The sequence below is a fragment of the Acidianus sp. HS-5 genome (genome assembly GCF_021655615.1).
Lineage (GTDB): Archaea > Thermoproteota > Thermoprotei_A > Sulfolobales > Sulfolobaceae > Acidianus.
In genome coordinates, this window is sequence record NZ_AP025245.1 from 1,638,269 (window position 1) to 1,664,464 (window position 26,196).

The window sequence follows — 26,196 nt, forward strand, 5'->3', positions numbered from 1 at the left end:
GATCTTTACGTTTTTTAAACATATCTCACCTTCATGCTTAAAAGTATCAATTTCTCTAACCATAAAAGTAGAAGATAATTAAAAAAGTTTTTGATTTTTTAAACCATTAACGAGTTTTTCATTTAATTAAAGTTTATGAGAAAATCTAAAACCTTCTCGGAATCCCTTTTATATATTTCCTCGTAATTAACCCATTCCCCTCCCCTATAATTTGCTATTATAAGGACTGAAGAACTCCTTATACTGCGAATCTTACTTAGAAGGAAAATAGTACCGCTTTCCATATCAACAGCATCATCAAATTTTAAATGCTCTTCAGAATAAAAGTCATCGCTCTGGAACAGAGTGCCGTAATTAACTTTAAGCCCTTGAGATTTAAGAAAATTGTAAAGCTTATATGCCAACTCTAAGTCAGGAGATAATGCAGGAACTATATCTCCCCTTACCATTTGATATAGAGAACTTTTCTCGTGGTGGGTTACTCCTATAGGAATAAAATAACTACCAACTTTAATCCTCTCGTTTAAAGAACCTGCAGTACCGTACCTTATGAGTATCTTAACTCCGCTTGATATTAACTCATTCAGAATGAGAGAAGTCGAAGGACCTCCTACTCCGTGAGTTGAGATTACTACTTCCTTACCCTTCCTTTCGCCTATGTATATTAAATACCCCCTTTTCCTAATTTCCTTCTTAACGTCAGTGAATGAAGAAACTATTTCAGCAACCTCAGGCTCTTCAACTATAATACACCTTTCAGGGACTTTACCTTCTAAGACTAACATAAGAATTTCTTCTATTTTCAGATTTTAAGGGATTGCACAGGTTCCTTGCTGAAACCTTTTTAATTTTTAACTTCAGTGCTGTCATCCGTTTGTTAATACTTTAAAATTGATAGAGCTTTTTTAAATAAAATAAACAGTATTTAATGATAAAAATAAAAAAGTTTTTATTAAGATTCAGCCACTTTTTCCTAGATAGGAAATGTTCCTTACTCCAAGAGAACAGGAAAAACTCCTAATATCATGGGCAGCAGAGTTAGCAAGAAGAAGGAAGGCTAAAGGGTTAAAACTGAATTACGAAGAGGCAATGGCAATAATAGTTGATTACATCATGGAAAGCGCTAGAGAAGGAAAACCCATGAGCGAGATAATAAAAGAAGCACAAGAATTGCTTAAGGAAGAAGACGTAATGGAGGGAGTTCCGGATTTGCTTGATATAGTTCAAGTTGAGGCAACTTTTCCTGACGGAACTAAATTGGTTACAGTTAGGAATCCTATAAAGTCTTCATCTTCAATGAGAACCTTTGAGATAAAACCGGGAGAGATAGAAATTCCTGAGGACAGAGAAATTGAAATTACAAACTCGGGAGATAGACCTATACAAGTAAGTTCCCACTTCCACTTATTTGAGGTAAATAAGGCTTTAAAAATGGATAGGGAAAAGGTATTCGGTTATAGGCTAGCGATACCAGCAGGCACTGCAATAAGGTTTGAGCCAGGACAAACCAAGATTGTTAAAATAAGGAAAATGGGAGGAAATAGGAGAGTTACGGGATTAAATGGATTAACAGAAGGCTCATTAGACCACAATAAGCAGGAAGCAATAAATAAAGCAAAGGAGAGGGGATTCATGTGAAGATTTCAAGGGAAAGGTACGCTGAACTTTATGGTCCTACTGAAGGTGATAAAATAAGGCTTGCAGACACCAACCTTTATGTAACAATAGAGAAGGATCTAATAACAAAAGGAGAAGAATTAGTATTTGGAGCAGGGAAAGTTGCTAGGGACGGTTTAGGTTTACTTCCTACGGCTAAAGAAGAAGATGCAATGGATTTAGTTATAACTAATGCGGTAATAATAGACCCAATGATAGGTATAGTAAAGGCTGATATAGGAATAAAAGATGGAATAATAGTTGGAATAGGCCACGCAGGAAATCCGTTTACAATGGACGGAGTAGATTTCGTAGTCGGCTCAAATACTGAAATAATATCCGGAGAAGGATTAATTGCAACTCCAGGTTTCATAGACGCTCACGTCCATTGGGTTGCACCTCAGCAAGTATTTGACGCACTTTCAGCAGGTTTTACGACAATAATAGGTGGAGGAACAGGTCCTGCAGAAGGAACTAAGGCTGTAACTGCAACTCCGGGAAGTTGGAATTTAAAAATGATGATGCAGGCTTTAGACGAATTCCCAATGAACTTCGGTTTAACAGGAAAAGGTTCATCAAGTAGGATAACCATGGAAAATGCAATTACTGCTGGTGCGTGCGGTTTTAAAGTACATGAAGACTGGGGAGCTATGCCTAGAGTAATAGATGAGACTTTGACGGTAGCGGATGAATACGACGTGCAGGTTACTATACATACAGACACTTCAAACGAGAGCGGTTACTTGGAAGATACATTAAATGCAATTGGAGGTAGGACAATTCACGCATACCACGTCGAAGGAGCAGGAGGAGGACATGCACCAGACATAATAAGGATTTCTGGGGAACCTAACGTTTTGCCTTCTTCAACAAATCCTACAAAGCCTTATACTGTACATACTTATGAAGAGCACTTGGAAATGTTAATGGCAGTGCACCATTTAAATCCTAAGGTTCCAGAAGACGTTGCTTACGCAGAATCAAGGATAAGGGCAGAAACAATGGCCGCTGAAGATTATTTACACGACTTAGGGGCAATAAGCATGATGTCCTCTGATTCCCAAGCAATGGGAAGGATTGGGGAGACTGCAATTAGGACTTTCCAGTTAGCTCACAAGATGAAGGAACTTGACCTAGTAAAGATTGAAGATAATTTCAGAGTTTTAAGGTATTTATCGAAGATAACCATTAACCCTGCAATAACTCATGGCATTTCAGATTACGTAGGTAGCTTATTACCCGGTAGGATTGCAGATATGGTGCTTTGGAATCCAAAATTCTTCCCAGTAAAACCTTACATGATAATTAAGGGAGGTGCAATAGCCTGGGCTTTAATGGGAGATACTAACGCATCAATTGCCTATGCTCAACCTGTAGTTTACAAACCTATGTTTGGCTACTATTCAGCCCCAATGGTTTCGTTTTTCTTTACTTCTCAGGAAGGAGTAAAGGAGGCTTCAAAAATACTGAGGAGGAGAGTTTTGCCAGTTAAGAATACGAGGAAGTTGGGAAAGAAGGACATGAAGTATAATAATGCATTACCTAAGATAGAAGTTGACCCTGATACTTATGAGGTTAAAGTTGACGGAGTAGTTCCTAAAGTTCCTCCTGCAAAGAGCTTACCTTTAACTCAGCTTTACTTCATGTGGTGAAAATGATGCTGGTTAGAAAAGTTGGGAATGAGAAGGATTTCAAAGCTGAGAAAGTTACTACAATTTATGCAGATAGGCAGTGCTTTGAGAGGTTGAGGTGTAAAATAATAACTGAGGACGGCAAGGAGATGATACTCAATTTGAGGGGAACAAGCTTAAACGATGGAGATATTTTTGAAACTGACGAAGGTACACTAGTTAAGATAAAGAGGAAGCCGGAGGAAGTAATAGCCTTCTCCTTAAATGACCTAATTGAGGCATTTAAGTTAGGATTTGAAATAGGTAATATGCACATGAGAGTAATGTTGAAAAACAATGAAGTGACTATCTCTACGGAAATGGGTAAGGATTTACTATTGCAAAAATTGAGAGAGTATAAACCTTATACAAAAAGAGAAGTATTCATACCGAACCTAGAACCTACGGTGGTGATGATAAATTTTTAAGTTCCAATTCTTTGATAGCGCTTTCCCTGTAGGTTCATTCAATTACTCTTCAGCAATTGAGGAAGCTTATGCTAGAGGAATTAACGTAATAGATTTCATTAAGGCTGTATATAAAAACGTAATACTTAAGGGTGACTTAGTTATGGCAAAATTAGCATTTAAAGAACCGGAAAGAGCTGATAAAATGCTGTATGCTTCAAAAGTTACTAAGGAATTAAAAGAAATGACAGTTAACATGGGTAGGTCATTAGTTTGCCTAAATTTATGTGAAGACGAATTCTTTGATAAAGTAAGGAGGGGAGAATCTCCGGGCACTTATCCTGTGGTAATGGCTAGGTTATGCAAGTGTCTAAAAATTGATGAGAAAGATTGTTTAGAAGGAATTGCGTACAGCGAATTATCTCAAATGGTTTTCTCAGCGATTAGGTTGGGTGCAATAGACTTCGTCCAAGGGCAGAAATTAATGCTAGAACTTTCTTATGAAGATTATGAAGAGTTTGAGCCTTTTAATCCTGTTCAAGATATATTATCAAAGCTTCACGAAAATAGGGAACCTAAGGTGTTCATGTCATGACCAAAATAGGAATTCTAGGACCGGTAGGTTCTGGAAAGACCAGTTTGATAGAATTTTTAGCAAAAGAGTTTACTAAAAGAGGTTTTAAAGTGGGAATAATTACCAACGACGTAGTATCAAATGCAGATGCAATGAGAGTATATGAGGATTTGGTAATTAAAGAGAAGGTAATACCTAAAGAAAACCTTGTAGGAATAGTTACTGGAGGGTGTCCACACACTGCAATAAGGGAAGACCCTTCGCTTAACTTAAGGGCTATAGATAATTTAATTAAAAAATCTGGGGAGCTAGATATAATCCTAATAGAGAGCGGAGGAGATAACGTAATGAGTACGTTTAGCCCTCTTTTAGCTGATTATACAATTTATGTCATTGATACTTCTGCAGGTGATAAGTACCCCGGAAAAGGGGGACTTGGTATTATGGAAAGTGACCTCTTAGTAATCAATAAGATAGACTTAGCCCCTTACGTTAATGCAGATCTTAATAAAATGAAGAAGGATGCAGAAGTTGTAAGGAAAGGTAAGCCAACAGTTTTCATAAGCCTTAAGACGGGAGAAGGTACTGAGGAGTTAGTAAGAGTATTAATGGAGGATTTGAAAGTTGTTGGGCTACTTGGAAGTTAACGGCGGAATATACAGGAAAGGAACTTTAAATGCTTATAGAATAGGTAAAACTATAATTTTAGCAAACCCTTCAGAAGTTTTGGCTCACGATGATGAGATAAATATAAAGATTTTAGCTAAAGATGACGAAGTGATAACTGACCAAGGTTATACTAAGATTCTTTCTAAAAGTTCGGTAAGGATTAACGTAGAAGTTGAGGGAAATTTTTCTTACATTCCTCACCCAATACTTTTTTATAATGAGGCTAACGCGGAAATTCGCAGTCAGTTTAAAGTTGATAAAGAGGCTTTAATAATCGAGGCTTTTACTTTAGGTAGAGAAGGACATGGAGAAGTGTATAAAAAGGGGAAAATAAAGGCCGTGACAGAGGTATATTCTGGAGGAGAATTAATAATCTACGACGTTTTTAGGGTAAATAATGACGACTACATAAGTCCTTACATCATGGGTAATAATTCATTATTAAATATATATAAAGTGAGGGGAAAGGAATTTGACGTCGAGAGAAAAATATCCAATTCCAAAGATATTTATCTAGAGATTAAAAAGATTCTGAATTATTATTGGTGGTAATTACTCCGGCGGTATTTCTCTAAATACCATGTCTAGATCAATTCCTTGTTTTCTCCTAATATATTTTGAGATATAGAATACTGCAAAGAGGAAAGCTATAGTCCCTGCTAGTAACGCGTAACCTAATGTAGTGTTTGCTCCTAAAGCTGGGGGCTGAAATCTCTCCTACATATACGTTATATCCTGCATTCGCCCTAATCGTTATATTAATTTCTTTAGCCTCAATATATAAGGTTAAGGAAACTAAGGAAGTTAAAGTTTTTAATCCTACCTCATAATTCTCAGCATGGATAACTTGGACGGAAGTATTTTGGATGCTCCTAAAATACACGTTACTCCTCCAGGACCTAAATCTCAAGAAATATTGAAAATTCAGGAGGAAATGGAGACTTCAGCGTTAAATTATCCTAAATATTTTAACATAGCAATAAAGGAAGGTAAAGGTTCAACGATTATTGATGCAGATGACAACGTTTACATAGACTGGTTTGCAGGAGTTGCAGTAGTTAATCTAGGTCATAGGAATCCAGAGATAGTAAATGCATTAAAGGAGCAGGTAGATAAATTCTGGCATTACATGGAAATACCTTCGGAAGTTAGAATAAATTTCTTAAAAGAGATAAGGAGTACTTTCAACTTTAACTCAAAGATTCTATTTACAACGACAGGAGCAGACGCTGTTGAGGCTGCAGTTAAGATAGCAAGGTGGAATACTGGAAAGAGGCTTATCTTGTCCTTTGATAACGCATACCACGGAATAACTGCAGGTACTTTAGGTTTTACAACATTTACTAAAAAGTTCCAACCTTATTACGATAATAATGTAATAACAGTCCCATATCCTTACGAATATAGGTGCCCCTTCAAGGACTGTCTTAATGAGGTTTTATCCTTAGTAGATTATGAAGTAAAGAACCACGACGTTGCAGGAATTTTAGTTGAACCCATACAAGGTGAGGGTGGTTACATTGTTCCTCCTAAAGGCTTTTTAAAGGGATTAAGGGAGATAGCTGATAAATACGACTCATTGCTAATAGTTGATGAAATACAGTCTGGAGTGGGAAGAACTGGAAAGATGTGGGCTTATGAATGGGAAGGAATTACTCCTGACATAGTTACAGTAGCTAAAGGCATAGGCGAAGGAATACCTATTTCTTTAGTAGCTTACAGGAAAGAGCTTGATAAAATTCCTCAAGCTTTTCACTTAGGTACTTATAGGGGGAATCCTTTAGGTTTGGCTATAGGTAAGGCTACAATAGATTTTATTAAAAAACATAATATATTAGATAGGGTAACGTCTTTAGGAGAATATGCAAGGAAGAGGTTTGAGGAAATAATGGAGGATTACAAGGGGTCATTCGACGTTAGAGGTTTGGGATTTATGATAGGAATAGAGTTTTCTGATGAGAAAAAGAATCCAGCGAGTGAATTTACTCTAAAAATGATTAAAAACTTGCTTAAGAATGGAGTAATAATGTATAAGGCTGGGACATATAATAATGTTTTAAGGTTTATGTCTCCACTTACTATACCTAGAGAACTTCTTGACAATGGGTTAGAAATATTCGAGAAAGTGATAGAAAATAAGTTCACATCTTTTTAGCTAATACGCTTGCCCCTTCGTATAGGACATTTGCCGCAAGCATTGTGGTTATTTCGCTTACGTCGTAAGGTGGAGAAACTTCAACAACGTCAAAGCCTACTATATCAAAATTAAAACTCCTCACTACTTCTAAGATTTCGAAACTAGTTAATCCCCCAACTTCCGGTGTCCCAGTTCCTGGAGCAAATGCGGGATCAACTACGTCTATATCTATTGAAACGTAGGTCTTTCCTGATGGAAACTCTTTCTTAACTTCCTCAAGTCTATATTTTAAATCCCTTATTGTGTAGCTCTTAATTTTTAACCTCTTTGAGTCCTCAACATCTTCCCTTGAATATAATGAACCTCTAATTCCCATTTGAACTACTTCGTTTAATAATCCTTCTTCTAAGGCTCTTCTTAACCAAGTTCCGTGAGTATATTTTTTACCCCAGTAAGAGTCCCAGAAATCGTAATGAGAATCTAAGTGGACAAGGTTTATTTTACCGTATTTTTTATACATTGCCCTTAATACTGGAAGGGTTATAGAATGGTCTCCTCCTGCAATAAAAGGAACTGTACTGTGAATTTTATTTAGATCTTCCTCTATTATTTTAAAAGTATCATCTATATATCCGGGAATCACGTTCACGTCTCCTGCATCACACATATTAAGCGTGTCGAAAGGATATACATCTAAAAATTGGTTATAAGGTCTTAAAAGTCTGGATCCCTGCCTTATTCCCATAGGCCCAAATCTAGCTCCAGGCCTATAAGTAGTCGCGTCGTCAAAAGGTATTCCTAAAAATATTGCCTTAACTCCGCTTAGGTCTTCACATATTGGTAACCTTGCAAAAGTTGATACTTGAGTAAACCTTGGAGACTTGAGGGAATCCATCTGCCTCATTTAACCTCACTAGAAGGATTCATCTATGGGCATATTAGTTTTTACCTCTTTAGCTTTCCTTATTCCCTCTTCTGCCGCCTCTAAATGCTTTCTAATATCTTCTTCAGTATGTTTAATAGATACTGTCCATTCCTCATTAAATCCTCCCATTGGTATTACACCGTTTACTAAGGTAGTGTAGAAGTAAGTAAACCAAGGACTGAAGTCTAGGCTTATGAACTCCTTATAATCTTTAGGCACTTTGGGACTGAAGTATACTGAACCGCTCGGTCCCCACCTATAGACGCTCAGTTCAACTCCTAGATCTTCTGCGATCTCTATGTAACCTCTTTCAAGCATTTCGCTTAATCTGTGCATGTAATAGAACGCTGATTGTGTAAGTATTTCAGTTAAAGTAACTATTGAAGCTCTAACAGAGAGCGGATTTGCGTTAAAAGTTCCGCCGTGAGCTACTTTTCCTGGACCTAATAATTCCATTATCTCTCTCTTTCCTCCTATTACAGATAAAGGTAAACCTCCAGCTATTGCTTTACCTAGTATTACTAAATCGGGCTTAACGTTGAAGTAACCTAAAGCTCCAGAATAGAATTTACCTCCGGTCTTCGTCTCATCAAATATTACTAGGAATCCTCTTTCTTTAGAAAGTTCAAATACTGTCTTAAGGAATTCTTCATCTGTAGGAATCAAGCCCATGTTCATTGCTACCGGTTCCATAATGACAGCCGCCACATCTTCTTTAGCTACTTTTTCAAAGCTTTCTATATTATTCCAATCAGTAACTATAGTATTTGCTATCACTTCCTCAGGGATTCCTAGTGATGACGGAACTTTATTCCCTGGCTTTAACGGATTTACGTTAACTAAAAGCTGATCATGACTTCCGTGGTAATGTCCTTCGAATTTTATTATCTTCTTTCGTTTTGTGTAAGCTCTAGCAAACCTTATCGCGTGCATGGTTGCTTCAGTTCCTGTGGAAGAAAACCTAACCATATCTAGATTGTATCGTTGGGATATCGTTTTTGCAAGCTTCCCTGTTTTGTAGTATTCAAATCCTAGGATTGAACCGTCCCTTATTGCCTTTTCTGTTTCTTCTGCTATTCGCTCGTTTGCATGACCTACTTCCAGTACTCCGAAGCCTAAGTTAAAGTCTATGTACTCGTTCCCATCAATGTCCCAAACCCTACTCCCTTTACCTTTAGTTAAATATAAGGGGTAAGGGTCGAAATACCTATAATTACTGCTTACTCCGTAAGGCATGTACTTTTTATTCTCTTCAAAGAGAACCTTAGATTTAGGTGTCTTGGCAGTGTAAAGACTCAGCATAAATTTCACCTACAAATAGAATTTACTGTTTAGGCTTAAGCATAAATAGAAATACGAAATAATATAAAATACTTAAATTTATCGATACGATTTTAGGCATTATTTTCGTTTCCAATTTTACCACCTAATAATCCTCTACATAAAAAGTATATAAGTATTTCCTTAAAATATATTTAAAATTACGTCATAGATTATACATTAAAAATAATTCTTTATATCTTATAACGGGAAGCTAATAAAAAGAGTTTAAGAAAACACTCTTAAAATCTTACTTCATTTAATTATTATTAACTGAATCTTCAATTTAATTCTTACTATATGTCCCTATAAATCTTCAATTCCCAATCAGTCACTGACAATAATGAATCTTCTAGTTCCTGCCTCTTTACGCTTAAAAACTGTTCTCCGACTTTACCTAAGAGCTCCCTTAGCTTTGACGATTCAAATTGCCTTAAAGCATCCTCAAAAGTTAAAGGAACACTCTCAAATTTCTCTTCAAAGAAAACGTCCTCATTTACAGGCTCTGGAGTCCTCATCTTCATAGATATCCCGTCAAGTCCTGCGGTTATAAAAGCTAAAAGAAGGAGGTAAGGATTAACTGAAGTATCCGGTAATCTGAACTCTAACCTCTTTTCATCTTTAGATCTAATTTGAGGAATTCTAATAATTGATGATCTGTTATTATATCCATATACAATCTTTGTTGGAACCCATGTTCCCGGTACTCTTACCTTTCTCTTGAAAGCGTTCAACCTTTTATATGAATTTATTGTAGGAGCAGAGAATAAGGTTAAAGCTTTAGCGTGGTAAAGAACTCCAGCAAGGAAGCTCATTCCTTCTTCCTCTAATGTTATATTCCTTTCTCCTTTCCATATACTAAAGTTCAAGTGAAGACCGGAGCCTGCAACTTCAGAGAATGGCTTTGGCATAAAGTTTGCTTCAAATCCATATTTTCTTGAGATTAATTTTGATATTTCCTTAAAAATAATAAACTCGTCAGCTGTACGTAAGGGATTCTTAGGTAATAAATTAAACTCATACTGTGAAGGACCGCATTCTTTTATCGTCTTTATAACGTTAACTCCGTTAGATTTTAGCACGTCCTTTATCTCGCCAAGCAATTTCATAACGTCGTAATATCCTTTAAATTCGTAACATGATGAGTCTCCTAAAGGTTTTCCGTCTTTTAGTATATAAAATTCAATTTCAAAAGAAGATTTAAACTCGTAATCCGTACTGTTAAGTAACGTCTTAAGCCTCTGTCTTGGATCGTATTCCCATGCCTTTCCTTCCCTTGTGTAAAAATCCCCCAGAATGAGTGCTTGATCATCATACACAGTTAACGAATTCTTGTCTGGAAAAAGGAGTACATCCTCATATCCTTCCATTTTGGTCACTGAAAGCGTGTTCATTGTTGTGAAGTTCATCATTGCTGCAGGTATTGTAATTCCTAACTTCATTACGTCCTCAAAATCATCAGGATCTATGGCCTTGCTTCTTATTACTCCGCCGTAATCTACATAGTCTGCTCTAATAAATTTTAAATTTTTAAAAACTTCATTCATAAAAGACCTTACATATAAATAATAAATAAAGATTTCTTTTCATACAAACCTAAATTATAAAAACTTTTTACCTTTACCGATAAATATCTTTTTAATACGTATAATATATTTCACATCTTGGTGTTTAAATGGAGAATAAGAAAACCTTATTTATAAGGGAATCCTCGGGGTTGGTAAGAGAAGTAAGTCCTTGGTCGTCAATGTTGGCAACTTTTGCACTGGTTACCGGAGGAGTTCCAATATTAATTATATCTTGGATGTGGTTAGCACCAGGAATAAACTGGACTTTGGCATATTTAATAACCCTAGTGCCAACTTTAGGCATGGCTTTCTTATTTTACATTGCAGGAATTTCAATGCCTAGATCTGGAGGAGATTACGTCTTCAGTAGTAGGGCGATACATCCTGCTGTAGGATTCATTAATTATTTCGGATTATTCGTAGCATTTGCTCTTTCTCTTGGGCTTTACAGCGAGTTAGGAGCTAAATGGTTTGCTTACTTGTTTTCTGGACTTGGAATGTTTTTAGGAAACAGTCAATTAATTAGCTTTGGATGTTTCTTTTCCGGAACTCTAGGAAGTGTAGTAGTAGGAGTGATAATAATAATAATTTCTGCCGTATTGGCAATGTCCAGTAAAAGCGTGTGGAAGTTTACATTGATAAGCGGTATTGTAAGTTTTGTTTCTACTGCAGTTCTCTTCTACGTCTTGACTACAATAAATCCTGGAGAGTTTTCCTCTACTTTATCAAGTTTTACCGGAATTCCACACGCTTATCAAAGCGTAGTATCTTTTGCAAGATCTTGTGGTCTATCTTTTGTGGCAAATCCAATAACTGCAGCAGTTTTAGGAATTCCAGTTATTTGGTATTATTACACATGGTATAATTTACCTGCTTCTTGGTCAGGAGAAATGAAGAATGTAAGAACTAACGTATTATATTCTATAATAATTGCATTACTCATAATTGGTGTATATTATATACTTTTCACTCAACTTAATATTAATGCATTTGGAGAAAAATTCTTAACCTCTTGGGGATATATATCTTGCAACGGACTTAATGATACTGTTTACACGTCCTTATCATCAATAAGTACATTCACTCCGTTCTTCGCACTCTTAGTAAACAAGAGTATTCCGCTGTATATCATCATGTTTATAGCCTTCTGGTTACCTAATTTCTACAGTAACCCACCATTAATAGTAGCATTAACTAGGTACTTATTTGCGTGGTCCTTCGATAGAGTAATGCCCTCTTGGATGGCAGATGTAAATGACAGGTTCCATGTTCCATTAAAGGCTACGGCCTTAGTTTCAGCAATAGGTTTTGCAGGAGTATTATTATATGCCTTAGTCCCATCAATTTCGATAGTCGACGTCACTGTAATTTTCGAAATAAGTTATGCAATCTTCGCATTATCAGCGGCATTAATGCCGTATTTAAAAAGGCAAGTTTATGAAAACTCTGTTCCAATAAAGAGGAAGATAATGGGTATTCCAATAGTAACATTAATAGGCTTACCTACCTTTGCCTTCTTAGTTTATGCTACTTACATAACTTGGGGAAATCCAATACTATTACCAATAAATATTCCTACAATAGCTTCGTTGGCAATAATTTATGGTATTGGAGGAGTAATTTACTACATTGCTACCAATCTTAATAAGAATAAAGGAATAGACTTAGGTCTAGTGTTTAAAGAAATACCTCCAGAGTGATAGTAATGAAAGTAAGTATACTCGGTGGTTCTGGACTAATAGGAAGAGTAATTACTAAAGAACTAATGAAAGATCACGACGTTACAGTAATTGACATAATAAAACCACAGTACGACGTTAATTACGTTTACGGGGATTTAAATAACGTTGATGAGGTATCAAGTAAAATTAAAAATTCTGATTACGTTATAAATGCTGCACAGTATTATTTTAATTTAAATGCAATGAAAGCTTCACTAAAGGCTGGAGTAAACTACATGGATTTAGGTGGACTTTATTGGATGACTAGGAAACAGTTGGATATGAACAAGGATTTCGAGAAGGAAAATTTACTAGCATTAGTAGGCATGGGAGCAGAGCCGGGAATAACTAACGTCATTGCTAGGTATTTTTACGAAAAGTTCGGAACTCCCATAGGAATTAAGCTAAGAGATGGCTGGATAAATTATAATGATAATATTGACTGGAGCATAGACACACAGATGGACGAAATGACTTTAGACGTTCCGGTACTCGAAAAAGGCGAATATAGATATTATAAGCCTCTTTCAAGGTTTGAGGACGTTGAGTTCAGCATAGGAAAGATAAGAGTTTACTTAACGATTCATAGTGAATTAGCAACGTTTCCTTCATCTTTTGAAGGAGTGAAGTTTGTAGACTGGATGGAAGGAGGTAGCGGGTTTGACAATGTAGCTTTCCTCTCAAAAATATTTGGTGATGATATTGAAGTTTTAGGAATTAGGAGTAGGAAGTACTTAAGAGAGATATTAAAGGCTAAGGGGTTTTTAGGGTATAAGGATGAAAAACCTAATGAGGTTGAGGCTTGCAAGGTAATATTCGAATATGATAATAGGGAAGTTTCAATGGAATTTAACTCAGGTCCTAAAGACGAGTTTGACGGGACTCAATATATGACGGGAATTTCACCGGTAATAGCAGTAAACATGAAGGTTAAAGGTGAAGGAGTATTACCTCCAGAAAAAGTTGTAAACGCTGATGAGTTCATGTCGGAATTAAAGAGAAGAGGAATAAAAATGATATATCAAGAAAGAGACGATTATTAAGCCAGATCTTTTCATGTTTTTGAACTCTGATATAATTACTATAGTTATGCTCTAAAAATACTATATTCATGGAGATTACTTAAAGTTGTATTCATGTGAGTTTGGAATAAAAATATTTAAACTTATAATTTTCAGTATTAAGTTGGATGAGTGCATTCAAAATTAGGCTTCTCTGCTTCCTTTAATTCCCTTTCTTTAATTTTTCCAGTACTTCTTCAACTAAACCATTTACTAAAAATAACTTTGCTTTTCCTTTAATGAAATTAAATCGTGAAGGAGCTATTTTCGTGAGTATTATTGCATTGGTACCTTTTTCAAGTGCAGATTTTAGCATGTATACTCCTCTTGTAGTACCTGCATTTAAAGCTGGATTATCATATCTTTCAACTAGTTTTACATTATCTCCTTCGATTTCATAAATTAATATTTCCTTTCCATCACCAGGAGTATCAACTTTTCAATTAGTTGAGGAAATAGCTACTTTAATAATTAATAAGTCTAATGTCAATTTAAAAATTTTCCTTATAAAAAGTATATGGAATTATAATATGAATACATTAGTTTCTTAAGCAGTCTAATTACTCTTTCTATATAAGTTCACTACATAAGTCCATCTAGATACTTAAAAATAAGAGTATTATGAGTATATTTAAGAATTCCGAGATAATAACGCTTAAATGAGGAGAAAGGAGCAGACCAAGATGCATAACAATGCCATTAATCAAACAATAAGGTCGTAAGGGTTTATCTTATTACCATTAAGTATTACTTCTCCGCTCTTATTTGTATAAGCTATTATTTTTCCCTTCCTAATTACCATGAACCTCGGTGAGAGGGTAGAAAGCTGTTCTCTTAAACTTTTTGCGTCTAAAATAACTATGTCCTCTGAAGGCTTCTTAGAAGTAGATAAAACCCACTCCTTTCTAGCGTTTTCCGTGATTAAATTAATTAAATCGTCCCTAAATTCAATCTGCTCTAGTAAAATAGCCATCCAAAGTGACTGAACCATGTCCCCAAATCCAAAAGGAAAGAAAGGATTCTGAAAATCGTCATGACCTAAGGAAACAATTACTCCTTCACTTAACAATTGCTTAATCCTAGTTAAGCCCCTCCTTTTAGGATATCTATCAAACCTACCGTTCAAAAAGACGGTAGTTAAAGGTGAACTAATTACAGTAGCATTCCTCTTTTTTATCAACTTAATTAACCTATAGGTATACTCATCACTGTCAGAGTGAATTGAAGTTAAATGAGATAATGCAACGTGGTTATTCCTCAGTCCTAGTAAATGCTCCGAAAACCTTGTTGGCTCATCTCCTTGATCTATATGCGAGTCTATGCTTTTATTTAACGCTAAGGATAGTGAGGAAATAAGCTCTAAGTGCTTCTTGCTAAGATCCTCATTATCTTCCCCATCTGGCTTACCTCCTATTATATCAGAGATTTCAATAGCCTTCTTGAATTCCTCCTCATTACAGTTAAAAATCCCTTGCTCTGGAAACGCAACAACTTGAACATCAATGAAGTTCTTCATTTCTTCTTTAGCCTCTACTGATGCTTTAACTGAATTAATGTTCTTTGAACAAGTATCTGCATGAGTCCTAACATGAGTTACCCCGTTAAATATTTCCAGAATTAGCGCCTTTTTAATTCTATTCTTCAGATCTTCTACACTTATGGAATCCCTTATCTTAGCCCACCTTTCAACTGCCTCTTCTAAAGTTCCGCTTTCGTTCTCTCCAGTTTCTTTGAAACTCAAAGCGTTCTCTAAATGGACATGCATATCAAAAAATGAGGGAAAAGCTATCCTACCTTCGGCATCTATTACAGAGTTAACACCGTCATCCAGTTTTATGTTAGTTAAATTAGCTCCCATCATGTTAACATTTCTAATTATAGTCATCTCTTCAGCAACTCTCCTTTTCTTCTTCCTTTCACATCTTCCTCAAAGACTAATTCTCCCCTTAAGTAAGTTCTTACTACCTTAGCCTTAAACTTTACACCCTCATAAATTGAATGGTCCATTTTACCGTGCCAATCCTTAACTACCCAATCTTCCCTCCTTATTACGGCAAAATCCGCGTCAGAGCCTACAGCAAATCCTTTACCTTTAATTCCGTAAAGTTTTATTTGGTCTTCAGAAGTTATCTCAGCTACGTGCTCTGGTGAAATAAAACCGTCAAACATTAAGTTCATTATTGTTGGGACAAGGAACTCAGTTGAAGCCACACCATTAGGAACTTCTATGTAACTCAATGCCTTATCTTTATACACTGACATGTATCCAGAATAATCGCTTCCAAGAGTGAATATACGCGTAAGGTTATCTACTAATTCCTTCCTCATTTCCTTACTCCTTAAAGGAGGAGACATTATGAATCTCTTTCCGTCTGGTCTATAATAATAGCTTTCATCGAAAACCAAGTAATGAGGACAGGTTTCTCCGTAAATCTCTGCACCTTTCTTCCTCCAAGATTCGATTATTTTTAATGAATTTGGAGAAGAAACATGGACTATGTAAGCTTTTGCCTTTGTTAAATAAGCCATCATTGATACTCTATTTACAGCCTCTTCCTCAACTTCTGAAGGCCTAGTTAATGCATGATAGACTGCTTCATCTCTATCTCCATACTCTTTCTGTAGCTCATCTATTACGTCACCGTTTTCAGCGTGTATTGCTATAACTCCTCCGAGTTCTTTCACTTTTCTCATTGCCTTCATTATGTTTTCATCATCTAACTGCATGCTTCCCTTGTAAGCCATAAAAACTTTAACGCTCTTAACTCCTAGACGAAAAATTTCATCAAGGTATTTTATATGCTCCCCTTGTCTTACAATTAAATGAAAGGAATAGTCTGTCATAGATTGAGCGGAAGCTTTCTCTATTTCACTCTTAGCGCTGCCTACAGGATCTTCTTTTGCAGGATCTATGAAATTAATGAACGAAGTTATTCCTCCAGCTAAGGATACCTCGCTTCCGCTCTTATAATCGTCTGCAGTAGGTATGACTTCTCTAGCTCCTAAAAATCTGGAATTGAAATGAGTATGCCCATCAATAACGCTGGGTAAAACGTAATATCCTGATAAATCTACTACTTCATCCTTTGGCACAATGTCCTTCTTTATTTCCTTAATCTTACCTTCTTCTACAAGAAAATCAGTCTCAATAATTCCTTTAGATGTAATAACCCTTGCGTTCTTGAATATCATTTTGACAACCTACATGGAACTTTATTGCATTCTAAACCTAAATCATTTATTGCATTTATAAATGATGCATAACCTCCGGAAATGCTGTTTTCTCCAACTCCCCTAACTCCAGTAGGAGTGTTAGAAGGTGTATGAAGTAGCTCAAGCTCAAATTTAGGAGCCTCAACTGCAGTTGCTATTGAATACTCAAGCTCATCTTCCACACTTTCCAAGAATGACCCACTTATTGCCTGTAATGCTCCTCCTATTAATTGTCCTTTTACAACTTTATCGTCTCCAGTAATTCCTACGTCAGCAATTACATAGGTATATAAAGGCTTAATGTTGCCTAATTCATCTTTACTAACTACCATAATTTGGCCGCTAATAGTCCCGACAAACTCTGGAGTTTCGTAGCATTCTTCTACCGTTAATTCCTTTAATTTCCAGGGTTCCTGCCTCATTATTTTAGCAATCTTTTCCCAGTTAAGGTCTTCATCTATCTTTCTAGCTATTTCCTTCAATTTTCTTACGGCCAATATTGCTGCATTTCCTGCAGTGAGCATGGATCTGCTTGCCCAAACACCGTAGCCGTTAATGTTAGTTTTTGCTAATTCCACCTTAATCTTATCATATCCAAGCTCCTTTGAAACTAATTTTCTTATAGAGTTGTCCATCCTTTGACCTTGATTGGTTAGCGTTGTTTCTATAATTATCCATCCATCTAAGTCAAGCCTTGCCCTAACGCATTCGTAACCGGGAATTAAAGACTTCTCATGCTTAACCATGATTTCAGAATTTGGTGCAGCATATTGTACGTAAAAGCTTACTCCTATTCCTTTTCCGTAAATTCTTTTCAATTCATCGTATTTTTTACTCAACCTATCTATTACTCCTTCTACGTCCCCTACGTCGCCGTCTAATTTTTCCTTGATGTTTAGCTTTCTCACTTCTATTGGAGAAATTTTAGTTCTCCTAGCAATTTCATCCATTACCCTTTCCATTACTAACATTGCCTCTGGCCTTCCAAAACCTCTATAAGCTCCTTGAGGAGGCTTATTGCTTACCTTTACTATTGCGTTATAGTAGAATTGGAAATCATATAGGCTTTTCATAGTCCCAAGTGTTACGAAAAGGGGAGAAATTCCGGTAAACGGCAATAAATAAGCTCCTGCATCATAAGTTATTTTATCCTCGACGTACTCTAGCTTTCCGCATTTTCTGTATCCAACTTTCAGTTCGTGGACTTGGTCTCTAGCTTGTGAAGTCATTACGTTTTCCGTCCTAGTCTCTACCCATTTTAGATTTTTACCTAATTTATAAGCTAAAGCTATTACCGAAAGTTCTTCATAATTTACATCCTGCTTTAGTCCAAAACCTCCTCCCACGTTTGGGACTACTATAGATATCCTATTTTGCGGAATTTCCAACATTTCTGAAATAAGCATTTTTACAACTGTGGGGATTTGAGTTGATAAATGAATAATTAACTGGTCACCTTGATTTTTTACAGCAACTACTCTGGGTTCCATGCTATATGGAGCACTCCTGTTAAAATCCACTCTCAAGGTGAATTCGTTTTCAAACCCAGCCTTACCTCCGTTACTTTCTCTGTAAATTATGTTATCGGGAACTTCTTCATATATTGAGCCTTCAAATGGATCGCAATTTATTTCAATCTCTTCAACTTTATCAAAGGCGTCATATCTGTCCTTACCTATTACAATTCCTAACGGCTGAAATTTATAGACTGCCTTATATTTAGGTAATAATGGAACGTCTGGAATTCTTAATGAACTCCTATCGTAAACTGTGGGTACCTTAAACTCTTTTAGATCCTCATAAGTAAAAGCTCTGCCGGATATTGAGAACTTTGCCTGCTTTTGCTGAGACCTTATGAAGGAAACATACTCATAACTTCCGTCGTTTGTTATATCGTCTACATAATTTATTGTCCAAACCATCTTAGAGTCTTTTTCTCTAAAACATCATATATATACTTTACTTGTAATGTATTTGCATAAATGAGTAAGGATTTATCTAATTTGATACGCTTAAATTTACATAATTAAGTAAATGGAAATCTTTATTTTAACGGTTTAGAGCATTTTCTTATGCGTATAGCACTTATTCAAACATACATGAGCTGGGATAAGAAGGATAATGTGGAAAGACAAATAGAAATGGTTAATAAAGCAGCGGATAACGGTGCGAAAATAATTTCTCTTGATGAACTATCAAACACTGTATATTTCCCGTTTGAACAGAATCCTAAATACTTTGAGCTTGCTGAAGGTGAAAGGGATTATACTATACAGAGGTTTAAGGAAGTAGCAAAGGAGAGGAAGGTTAACATTATTGTTCCTATATTTGAGAGGGATTCAAATACTCTTAATTTTTATAACACATCGTTTATAATAGATGATCAAGGAGAAATTGTAGGTAAGTACAGGAAAACTCACTTACCTCAGGAAGATAAGTTTAATGAATACTACTTCTTCAAGGTAGGTGACCTAGGTTTTCCAGTATTTAAATTGAGCGAAACTAACGTTGGAGTAGTAATCTGCCACGATAGACATTTCCCAGAGACTGTAAGGGCCGAGGTAGTTAAAGGTGCTTGGCTTATATTCATACCTTCAGTTGCGGCATTTAAGGAAATCTGGGAATTAGAGCTAAGAGCTCATGCGGTATTTAATACCTCTTACGTTGTAGGGATAAATAGGATAGGCAAGGAATACCCAGAACAGAAAGAGGAATACTTCGGCGAGTCAATGGTAGTTTCCCCAATGGGTGAGGTAATAAGCAGAGCCGGAAATAAGGAAGAAATAATTTATGCTGACGTCAGTGAAGAGGAAGTAGCAAAGGCTAGGATAAAGAGACCATTCTTAAAAAAGAGATTAAACACTTACGGACTCTGAGTTATCGTAAACTATTTTACCGTTACTTATTACCGCCTTCCTAGGTTTTATCTCAATCAGAACATCTTTAACGCTTTTACCTTCAAATATTACAAGGTTTGAGTTCATCCCTTCTTTTAATCCATAATTGCCTATGTTTAAAGCCCTTGCCCCGTTATAAGTCATTAGCTTAAAAATTTCTCCAAAATATTGTGAAAAATACATGTAATCCCCTATCATTAAAGCAAAAGAAGCCTTCAACATATCTCCGTCGCCTATAGGATTTAAATGGTTTCGAATATCGTCATGACCTAAGGCAACGTTAACTCCGTTATAAATCATTTCCCTAACTCTCGGAATTCCCCTCCTTTTTGGATAGTCGTCAAAAGCTCCAGAACCTTCAAGCTCTGTTATTGGAGATACTATTGCACTCACTCCTGCTTCCTTCATCCACCTCATTAGTCTTAAAGCGTAATCCTCGTGATAAGAGTGCATCGCTAGGAGATGACTTAAAGCTACCTTATTAAGGTACTTCCTCCTTAAAGCTTCAGAAATTATTACCCCACTAAACCTCGTGGTAGGGTCATCTGAATAGTCTGCGTGAAAGTCAATTAATAATTCCTCCTCCTTGGCTATATCAAAAATTTTCTTTACCATCCTAATTCCGTCCTCTACTGAAGGTTGTAAATGAGGCTGACCGCCTATACCGTCAACTCCTAAATCTATAGCCTTCCATATCCTTTCCTCCACCTCGTCGTTAAAGTAGTCGTAACTTTGAATAAAGCCTATGATCTGGATAAATATCTTATCCTTAAATTCCTCTTTCACCTTCATTATGCTATTTAACCTTTCCCTCCACTTTTTGCCGTCTATCATTACGTGAGTCCTTACGTAAAGAGACCCAGATTTTATATAATACAAGACGGATTTTCGCATGAGAGAATATATTTCGTCTTCTGTTAAGTTTTCCTTGCATTCCATCAATGATTTTAAAGCCTCTTCAAATTTTGGAGTAGGAGCTTCCTTACAAAGATCTAAGAGGAAATTACTATCAATATGTGCATGAGCGTCGACCAGAGCAGGAGAAACTATTCTACCTTCTAGGTTTGTTCCTTCGCCCTCTATATTTTCTGCAATTTTTACTATTTTATCTCCATTTATTTCAATATCTATTTTCTTACCTTCCAGAGTCCTTAGGTTTTTCAGTATCATTAAAACACCAGCTTACCGGGGTTAAGTAAGTCTTCTTCATCAACCTTCCTTTTGAACTCTATCATCTTCTTTAACCTATATTCATCAACTCTATCATTAACTTTATATGAATGGAGATTGAAAGTATAACCTTCAATTTCCGGAAGTTTATCATAGTCTAAAAAATAGGTATGAGAGAATAATTTTCCTCTGGACCTGGATAATTCACAGGATATCATCGCATTAGCTCCTTCCACGCTGTTTAGCTTTTCTAAAGGAATATCCAGCGAATTGTAGCTCACCTTAGTTTTATTCACTGCAGTAAAATACGTTCCTGCAAAGGTGGTTATTAAATCCTTTAGAGAAGCTTCTTCTCCTTCACCGTAAATTCCAGCTATTACGTTCCAGTTACTCCATTTTCTTTCAGGCTCTATTAATTCAGCCATGGGCTTATTCCTTATGCTTATGAATTCCGCACCGTCCAAAATATTTAAAGAGAAGTCCATTGCTTCATTTAAAGACCTGAAAGATCTTCTGATCACCTTAACCTTACCTTCCCTCTTTACAGTCCTCATTTTTATTTTAGTTACAATACCTGTAGTTCCAGCAGACTGCACAACTGAACGAACTTCATTCCCACTGAGAGAGAAGAACCCTTTAGGAGTGTAAACCTCGACTTCCTCAACGTTATCCCAAACAGCGCCGTTTCTTAACGATCCGAAACCTAAAGATCCACCTGCAACATAACCTCCTATAGTAGCCATATAAAAACTTGTAGGAATTGTTGGTAAATCTTCTATTCCTACTTCATTAAATTCACTGCCAGGCCGGGTTACTAAATAACCTCCCTTTCTCTCAAATCCCTTAAAATTGGTTATATCCACCACGACAGTACCTTCCTTTATGGGGATTGTTTCACCTAGAGTATTACTTCCTGCCCCTCTTACGATTATTGGGAAATGGTATTCCTTGACGAGTTCCATTAATGCTCTTATTTCCTCTTCATCCTTTACTTTAATTACTGCCTTAGGACTTTTCCTTATTGAAGATAAAGTAGGAGATAAATATCCGTAATCTATTGAATATTTTTCTAAAATCTCTTTATCGGAATATACTTCAAAGTATCTAGATAAAATTTTCTCCACTTCTAACATACATTAATTTATTATTGAAACTTTTTATAAACTTTACTTAACCAGCTCTCCCTTGAATGAGTCTTCCTTAATTTCCTCATCTTCAATTACTATTTTACCGTTAATTATTACAGTCTCCGGCTTACCTATAACTTCATATCCTTCATACGGAGTCCAATCTGCCATGTGAGTGGTATTGATAGAAATCCTCCACTTCTTTTCTTGATTATAAATAACTAGGTCGGCATCATAACCTTCCTCTATTTTACCTTTATTTAAACCGTTAAGCTTTCCAGGATTTTCGCTCAGTAACTTAACTGCAAGGCTTAAAGGAAGTCCTCTTTTTATGAATTCAGTTATTATCATGGGAACTCTAAGCTCCACTCCTGGAAGACCAGGAACTAAGTCGGGAAATTCTTTATGCTCTTCTTTAACCTCCTTATCAAACCAGTTATGGTCTGTAGCTATCATGAATACTTTATTTATCCTACTCCATAATTCTTCGGGATCCCTAACAGGAGGAGATGTAACGAATAAATAAGAATCCTTCCTATCGTAAACTTCCTTGCTTAATATTAGATGGTGAAGAACTACCTCTCCTAACAGTTTCCCTTCAATTAAGTCTAAAGTCTTACCGCAACTTATGTGAGCTATAACTCCTTTATCCACAATAGCCCTAGCCCTTAATACTGCAGATAGCTCACTTTCTTCCGGCCTTGTTAATAAGTGTAATTTAGGTTCTCCTCTTTTTCCTTCAGATAATGATTTTATCAACTCCTCGTCTTCTGCATGAACCATTATATATCCATTAAACTTCTTAACCAGATCGTTTATCCTTGATAACCCAATAAGTGAGCTTTTAATTCCGGCATACTCTATCATCATGAATTTTACTGATCTAAATCCTTGTCTCAACGCATTAACCAGGTTTTCAGTAATGTCGTTAGCAAATATATGGAAGGAGTAATTTACAAATGAGTCTTTAAATTGTTCTATCCTCTCCTCCATGTTCGGTGATCTGTCAGAAAACGCAAAGTCTATTACTGTAGTAGTCCCTCCAAGTGCTGCTGCTATAGTACTTTTCCTAACAGTATCCGAAGTGGGGACTTTTAAATATCTTTTAAAAATGTGAACGTGATTATCTATTCCTCCTGGTAATAATAACCTACCTTTACCGTTTATTACTTCGTCGTTTTCTTCAATATTTTTACTTACCTTAACTATTTTACCTCCTTCGATTTTAACGTCTCCTTCAATAATTCCGTTTTCCGTTATTATCTTAACTTCCTTTATTATCATACAAGACCCAACTCCTTTATTTCCCCTACAGCCCTCCTTAGGTAATGCCTATAAAGTATCGAAGCCTTATCGGCTTTAACGTGAATCTCCTTCTTTAGATCAAGGTAATACTCATAAGGCTGTGTTTCAAGAATCTCCTTATCCTGTAATATTATTTCATCCTCAAATTTCCTAATCTTTTCCTCACTTACGTCAAATGCATAATTCATGAAAATCCATGCGAAAACTACGCTTTTATCTTTACTCTCTGGCTTTATTGTAAATATCATTGAAAATACCCTCTCTTTATCCTCCTTTAAAAATACAGGAATAAAGGCCTCAATACTTTATACGTGTATGCGAAATATCTTCCCTCTCCTATTCCATCAGGATTGGGTTGCCATATTGAAATGTTTTCAGCTATTACACCGTCCTCTGTAAGCGTCGCTTCATATTCCGGGATTTTAGGATAAGAAGGACTTCCTAAATACCCTTCGTGAACGTAAGGGAAATGAGAGACGTCAAGGAGATTTTCCAATACTCTGAAAGGGTTTGCGTTAATATAATAAGGCCCGCACTTGATTTTCCTAAAGCTATCATCATTCCACTCCTTAATATACGGTATATCTTGCCTAGGTTCTTTAATCGAAACCCATATAATTCCATATTTCTCCTTTACATAATATTTTTCCAGAGATACGTTAATTTTACTACCTATCGAAGGCACATAAGTTAGCTTACCGTTTAGGTTATACCTCCATCCGTGATAAGGACATTGAATTTCATCACCTAGTATTTTACCCTTAGAAAGTTTTGCTAACCTATGAGGGCATCTATTACTTAGAGCTACTATCTTTCCTTCTCTCTTTATAATTAGGATATCCTTACCTAGAAGATTCGTGTCATAAATTTCTTTTGCTTCGTCTGAAAAAGCTATAGGTAACCATTCGTTATACATAATAAAATGAACGAGTTAAATTTTAAAAATATGGCGGTTTAGTCCTCTGAAAAATTTTTAGTATAGAAGAAAAGATTTATCATTCTAAACTCCTGGGCAATAAAGTATAAATCTTTGTTGGATAAAAAGTTTTTATTAATCTTGGAAATTATTGTTTAAAAATGATTATCATTATTAAGGAAACATTTGTTATGTAAAAAAGTTTTCATTAAAATGACTGTACTACTAACGATTTATATGAACAATATTTAATAGTAAATCCATTTAGATATATAATTTTAAGTAATATCCGTGAAATACTTATAAATAAATCTAGCTATCACTTCATTGATTAAAATGAGTAAAACACTCTTCGTTAGAGAAAGCTCTGGATTAAAAAGGGAAGTTTCAGCATTAGATGCAATAATGTTAAACTTAGGAAACATGTCAGCAGGTGCAGCACTATTTACCGGCATAAGTCCTTACATATCCCAAGGAGGAGTAATATGGATTGCTGCGATAATAGGATTAATCTTAACAATACCTCAAGCACTAATGTACACTCTTCTGTCTTATAGAATACCTAGGACTGGAGGAGACTACGTTTGGATCTCAAGAATGCTTAATGGACCTCTAGGAGTTGTGATGGCTTTTGCATTAATGATAGAATCTACTGCATTCTTTGCACTAGTAGCTTTCTTCTTCTCTTCAGCTGTAGGAAGTGTTTTATGTACTATAGGTAAAGTAGACGGGATATCCAGCTTAGTCTCACTTTCTTCTACGCTTCAATTACCAGTATACTCTTACCTACTGGGTGCAGTGCTTTTTGGCGTAATAATTGCATTAAACATTTTCAAAGCAAAATGGGGTTATACAATAGTTACAGTCTCTGGATTAGTGGCACTTGCAGGTACTGTAATTGCGATGGGAGTTATTGCAGCAAATTTGGGAGACTTTACTAAAGCAATAACTCCTTACTTAAGTGCTGAAAGTATATCTCCTCCTTCTAGTTACTCCGTTGCACCTTTCAGCTGGTCAGCAACTTTTGCAATTTTGCCTTTGCTTGCAGTATTCACTTACCCTTGGATGCAGGCAGTTCCTGCGGTTGCCGCCGAATTGAAGAAAGAGAAATATGTAGCTTATGGCATATTCGGTCCTTTAATACTTACTGGCTTGCTTGTTACAGTAGGTTTCCTATTGCTTTATCTGGGAGGAGGTTATGCATTAACTACTTATGAGTTCACGAATAACGGTTTCGTTTACACTTTCTGGACTGTGGCAATGGGATTAACGTCGAACCAAGTATTACAGTGGATAATAGGGATAGGACTATTAGTGTGGGAATTTGCAATACTAGCTTATGGAGTAATAGTTTTTGCTAGATATATATTCGCAATGGCTTTCGATAGAGTATTTCCTGAAATATTTACAAGACTGAATAAACAAGGCTCTCCAGTGTTTACTCACCTCTTCGATTTAGTATTAACTCTGGGCTTTTTAGTTGCACCAATAATTTCATCATCAGGAGCAAGCGCACTTTACGGTGCAATAGTTATAGGTATGATATATTTCTTAGTAGTGAGTATTACTGGAATAATTCACGGTTTAAAAGAAATGAAAGCCTTAGTACCGATTGCAGGATTCTCAGCCGGTTATTTTATCTTCCTAACTTATGAAGCAGTGACTAATCCGGCATTCAGCTTCGTAACTTCCAGCGGTGCAGTAAATCCAATAACATTAGCATTTGTAATAGGATCTTTTGTAGTTGGAGGAATAATATATACCATTGCATGGTACACAAATAAAAATAAAGGTATAGATATGTCCTTGGTTTATAAGGAAATACCGCCAGATTAAGTCTTTTAGCCTAAAAGTTGGAAA

General features: G+C 36.0%; 24 protein-coding genes. 11 read left to right on the forward strand and 13 right to left on the reverse strand.

Annotated elements, in window-relative coordinates; translation table 11 throughout:
* Positions 1 to 122 precede the first annotated feature (122 nt).
* Positions 123 to 785: a hypothetical protein gene (locus HS5_RS08705; protein WP_236750987.1), complete on the reverse strand. Its 663-nt coding sequence runs from the start codon at positions 783 to 785 to the stop codon at positions 123 to 125.
* A 199-nt stretch (positions 786 to 984) separates the two neighbouring features.
* On the opposite strand from HS5_RS08705, the gene HS5_RS08710 reads away from it, so the two are divergent.
* The 7 genes from HS5_RS08710 to HS5_RS08740 all read left to right on the forward strand — a co-directional run bounded on the left by HS5_RS08710 (position 985) and on the right by HS5_RS08740 (position 7,131).
* Positions 985 to 1,638 (forward strand): urease subunit gamma, encoded by a 654-nt coding sequence (locus tag HS5_RS08710; RefSeq protein ID WP_236750989.1) that lies wholly within the window; start codon positions 985 to 987, stop codon positions 1,636 to 1,638.
* A complete protein-coding gene (gene ureC, locus HS5_RS08715; RefSeq protein WP_236750991.1) occupies positions 1,635 to 3,308 on the forward strand; it encodes an urease subunit alpha in 1,674 nt (557 codons plus the stop codon). The genes HS5_RS08710 and ureC overlap by 4 nt, the downstream gene beginning before the upstream one ends.
* A 5-nt stretch (positions 3,309 to 3,313) precedes the next feature.
* The gene (locus HS5_RS08720; RefSeq protein ID WP_236750993.1) at positions 3,314 to 3,754 is read left to right on the forward strand and encodes a hypothetical protein; all 441 of its coding nucleotides are present in this window, start codon (positions 3,314 to 3,316) and stop codon (positions 3,752 to 3,754) included.
* Between the two features lie 97 nt (positions 3,755 to 3,851).
* Positions 3,852 to 4,328 carry an urease accessory UreF family protein gene (locus HS5_RS08725; RefSeq protein ID WP_346729563.1) on the forward strand — a complete coding sequence of 159 codons (477 nt, stop codon included), beginning with the start codon at positions 3,852 to 3,854 and terminating at the stop codon, positions 4,326 to 4,328.
* Complete coding sequence (ureG, locus tag HS5_RS08730; protein ID WP_236750997.1) at positions 4,325 to 4,954, forward strand: urease accessory protein UreG; 630 nt, start codon at positions 4,325 to 4,327, stop codon at positions 4,952 to 4,954. Before HS5_RS08725 ends, ureG begins: the two co-directional genes overlap by 4 nt.
* Positions 4,944 to 5,528 carry an urease accessory protein UreD gene (locus HS5_RS08735; RefSeq protein ID WP_236750999.1) on the forward strand — a complete coding sequence of 195 codons (585 nt, stop codon included), beginning with the start codon at positions 4,944 to 4,946 and terminating at the stop codon, positions 5,526 to 5,528. Before ureG ends, HS5_RS08735 begins: the two co-directional genes overlap by 11 nt.
* A gap of 286 nt (positions 5,529 to 5,814) precedes the next feature.
* Entirely contained in the window at positions 5,815 to 7,131 is a 1,317-nt protein-coding gene (locus HS5_RS08740; protein WP_236751000.1) for an aspartate aminotransferase family protein, read from the forward strand.
* Here HS5_RS08740 and speB read toward each other — a convergent pair.
* The 3 genes from speB to HS5_RS08755 all read right to left on the reverse strand — a co-directional run bounded on the left by speB (position 7,118) and on the right by HS5_RS08755 (position 10,905).
* Entirely contained in the window at positions 7,118 to 8,017 is a 900-nt protein-coding gene (gene speB / locus HS5_RS08745) for an agmatinase (RefSeq protein WP_236751002.1), read from the reverse strand. The two genes, HS5_RS08740 and speB, sit on opposite strands and share 14 nt — an antisense overlap.
* Positions 8,018 to 8,026: 9 nt before the next feature.
* Positions 8,027 to 9,340, reverse strand: a complete 1,314-nt coding sequence (locus tag HS5_RS08750) for an aspartate aminotransferase family protein (protein ID WP_236751004.1) — start codon at positions 9,338 to 9,340, stop codon at positions 8,027 to 8,029.
* A gap of 314 nt (positions 9,341 to 9,654) precedes the next feature.
* Positions 9,655 to 10,905 carry a glutamine synthetase family protein gene (locus HS5_RS08755; protein ID WP_236751006.1) on the reverse strand — a complete coding sequence of 417 codons (1,251 nt, stop codon included), beginning with the start codon at positions 10,903 to 10,905 and terminating at the stop codon, positions 9,655 to 9,657.
* 128 nt (positions 10,906 to 11,033) lie between these two features.
* Between HS5_RS08755 and HS5_RS08760 the strand changes: the two genes are divergently transcribed.
* Positions 11,034 to 12,626 carry an APC family permease gene (locus HS5_RS08760; RefSeq protein WP_236751008.1) on the forward strand — a complete coding sequence of 531 codons (1,593 nt, stop codon included), beginning with the start codon at positions 11,034 to 11,036 and terminating at the stop codon, positions 12,624 to 12,626.
* 5 nt (positions 12,627 to 12,631) lie between these two features.
* Positions 12,632 to 13,690, forward strand: a complete 1,059-nt coding sequence (locus HS5_RS08765) for a saccharopine dehydrogenase NADP-binding domain-containing protein (protein ID WP_236751010.1) — start codon at positions 12,632 to 12,634, stop codon at positions 13,688 to 13,690.
* A 181-nt stretch (positions 13,691 to 13,871) separates the two neighbouring features.
* Here HS5_RS08765 and HS5_RS08770 read toward each other — a convergent pair whose 3' ends face one another.
* The 4 genes from HS5_RS08770 to HS5_RS08785 all read right to left on the reverse strand — a co-directional run bounded on the left by HS5_RS08770 (position 13,872) and on the right by HS5_RS08785 (position 18,843).
* Positions 13,872 to 14,117, reverse strand: coding sequence for a NifB/NifX family molybdenum-iron cluster-binding protein (locus tag HS5_RS08770; protein ID WP_346729564.1), 246 nt, complete (start codon positions 14,115 to 14,117; stop codon positions 13,872 to 13,874).
* A 294-nt stretch (positions 14,118 to 14,411) separates the two neighbouring features.
* Entirely contained in the window at positions 14,412 to 15,593 is a 1,182-nt protein-coding gene (locus tag HS5_RS08775; RefSeq protein WP_236751012.1) for an amidohydrolase family protein, read from the reverse strand.
* Positions 15,590 to 16,900, reverse strand: a complete 1,311-nt coding sequence (locus HS5_RS08780) for an amidohydrolase family protein (protein WP_236751014.1) — start codon at positions 16,898 to 16,900, stop codon at positions 15,590 to 15,592. Before HS5_RS08780 ends, HS5_RS08775 begins: the two co-directional genes overlap by 4 nt.
* Entirely contained in the window at positions 16,897 to 18,843 is a 1,947-nt protein-coding gene (locus HS5_RS08785; protein WP_236751016.1) for a molybdopterin cofactor-binding domain-containing protein, read from the reverse strand. Before HS5_RS08785 ends, HS5_RS08780 begins: the two co-directional genes overlap by 4 nt.
* A gap of 150 nt (positions 18,844 to 18,993) precedes the next feature.
* Between HS5_RS08785 and HS5_RS08790 the strand changes: the two genes are divergently transcribed.
* A complete protein-coding gene (locus HS5_RS08790) occupies positions 18,994 to 19,797 on the forward strand; it encodes a nitrilase-related carbon-nitrogen hydrolase (protein WP_236751018.1) in 804 nt (267 codons plus the stop codon).
* Here the strand turns inward: HS5_RS08790 and HS5_RS08795 are convergent.
* From HS5_RS08795 to HS5_RS08815, 5 genes are read right to left on the reverse strand one after another with little or no spacing between them, the layout of a single operon-like run.
* Positions 19,777 to 20,988, reverse strand: coding sequence for an amidohydrolase family protein (locus tag HS5_RS08795; protein ID WP_236751020.1), 1,212 nt, complete (start codon positions 20,986 to 20,988; stop codon positions 19,777 to 19,779). The genes HS5_RS08790 and HS5_RS08795 overlap by 21 nt on opposite strands.
* Positions 20,988 to 22,121: an FAD-binding oxidoreductase gene (locus HS5_RS08800; RefSeq protein WP_236751023.1), complete on the reverse strand. Its 1,134-nt coding sequence runs from the start codon at positions 22,119 to 22,121 to the stop codon at positions 20,988 to 20,990. The genes HS5_RS08795 and HS5_RS08800 overlap by 1 nt, the downstream gene beginning before the upstream one ends.
* 33 nt (positions 22,122 to 22,154) lie before the next feature.
* A complete protein-coding gene (locus tag HS5_RS08805) occupies positions 22,155 to 23,399 on the reverse strand; it encodes an amidohydrolase family protein (protein ID WP_236751025.1) in 1,245 nt (414 codons plus the stop codon).
* Positions 23,396 to 23,668 carry a hypothetical protein gene (locus HS5_RS08810; protein ID WP_236751027.1) on the reverse strand — a complete coding sequence of 91 codons (273 nt, stop codon included), beginning with the start codon at positions 23,666 to 23,668 and terminating at the stop codon, positions 23,396 to 23,398. The genes HS5_RS08805 and HS5_RS08810 overlap by 4 nt, the downstream gene beginning before the upstream one ends.
* 26 nt (positions 23,669 to 23,694) lie before the next feature.
* Positions 23,695 to 24,336: an aromatic ring-hydroxylating dioxygenase subunit alpha gene (locus tag HS5_RS08815; RefSeq protein ID WP_236751028.1), complete on the reverse strand. Its 642-nt coding sequence runs from the start codon at positions 24,334 to 24,336 to the stop codon at positions 23,695 to 23,697.
* A gap of 336 nt (positions 24,337 to 24,672) precedes the next feature.
* On the opposite strand from HS5_RS08815, the gene HS5_RS08820 reads away from it, so the two are divergent.
* A complete protein-coding gene (locus HS5_RS08820) occupies positions 24,673 to 26,172 on the forward strand; it encodes an APC family permease (protein ID WP_236751030.1) in 1,500 nt (499 codons plus the stop codon).
* Positions 26,173 to 26,196: the final 24 nt, after the last annotated feature.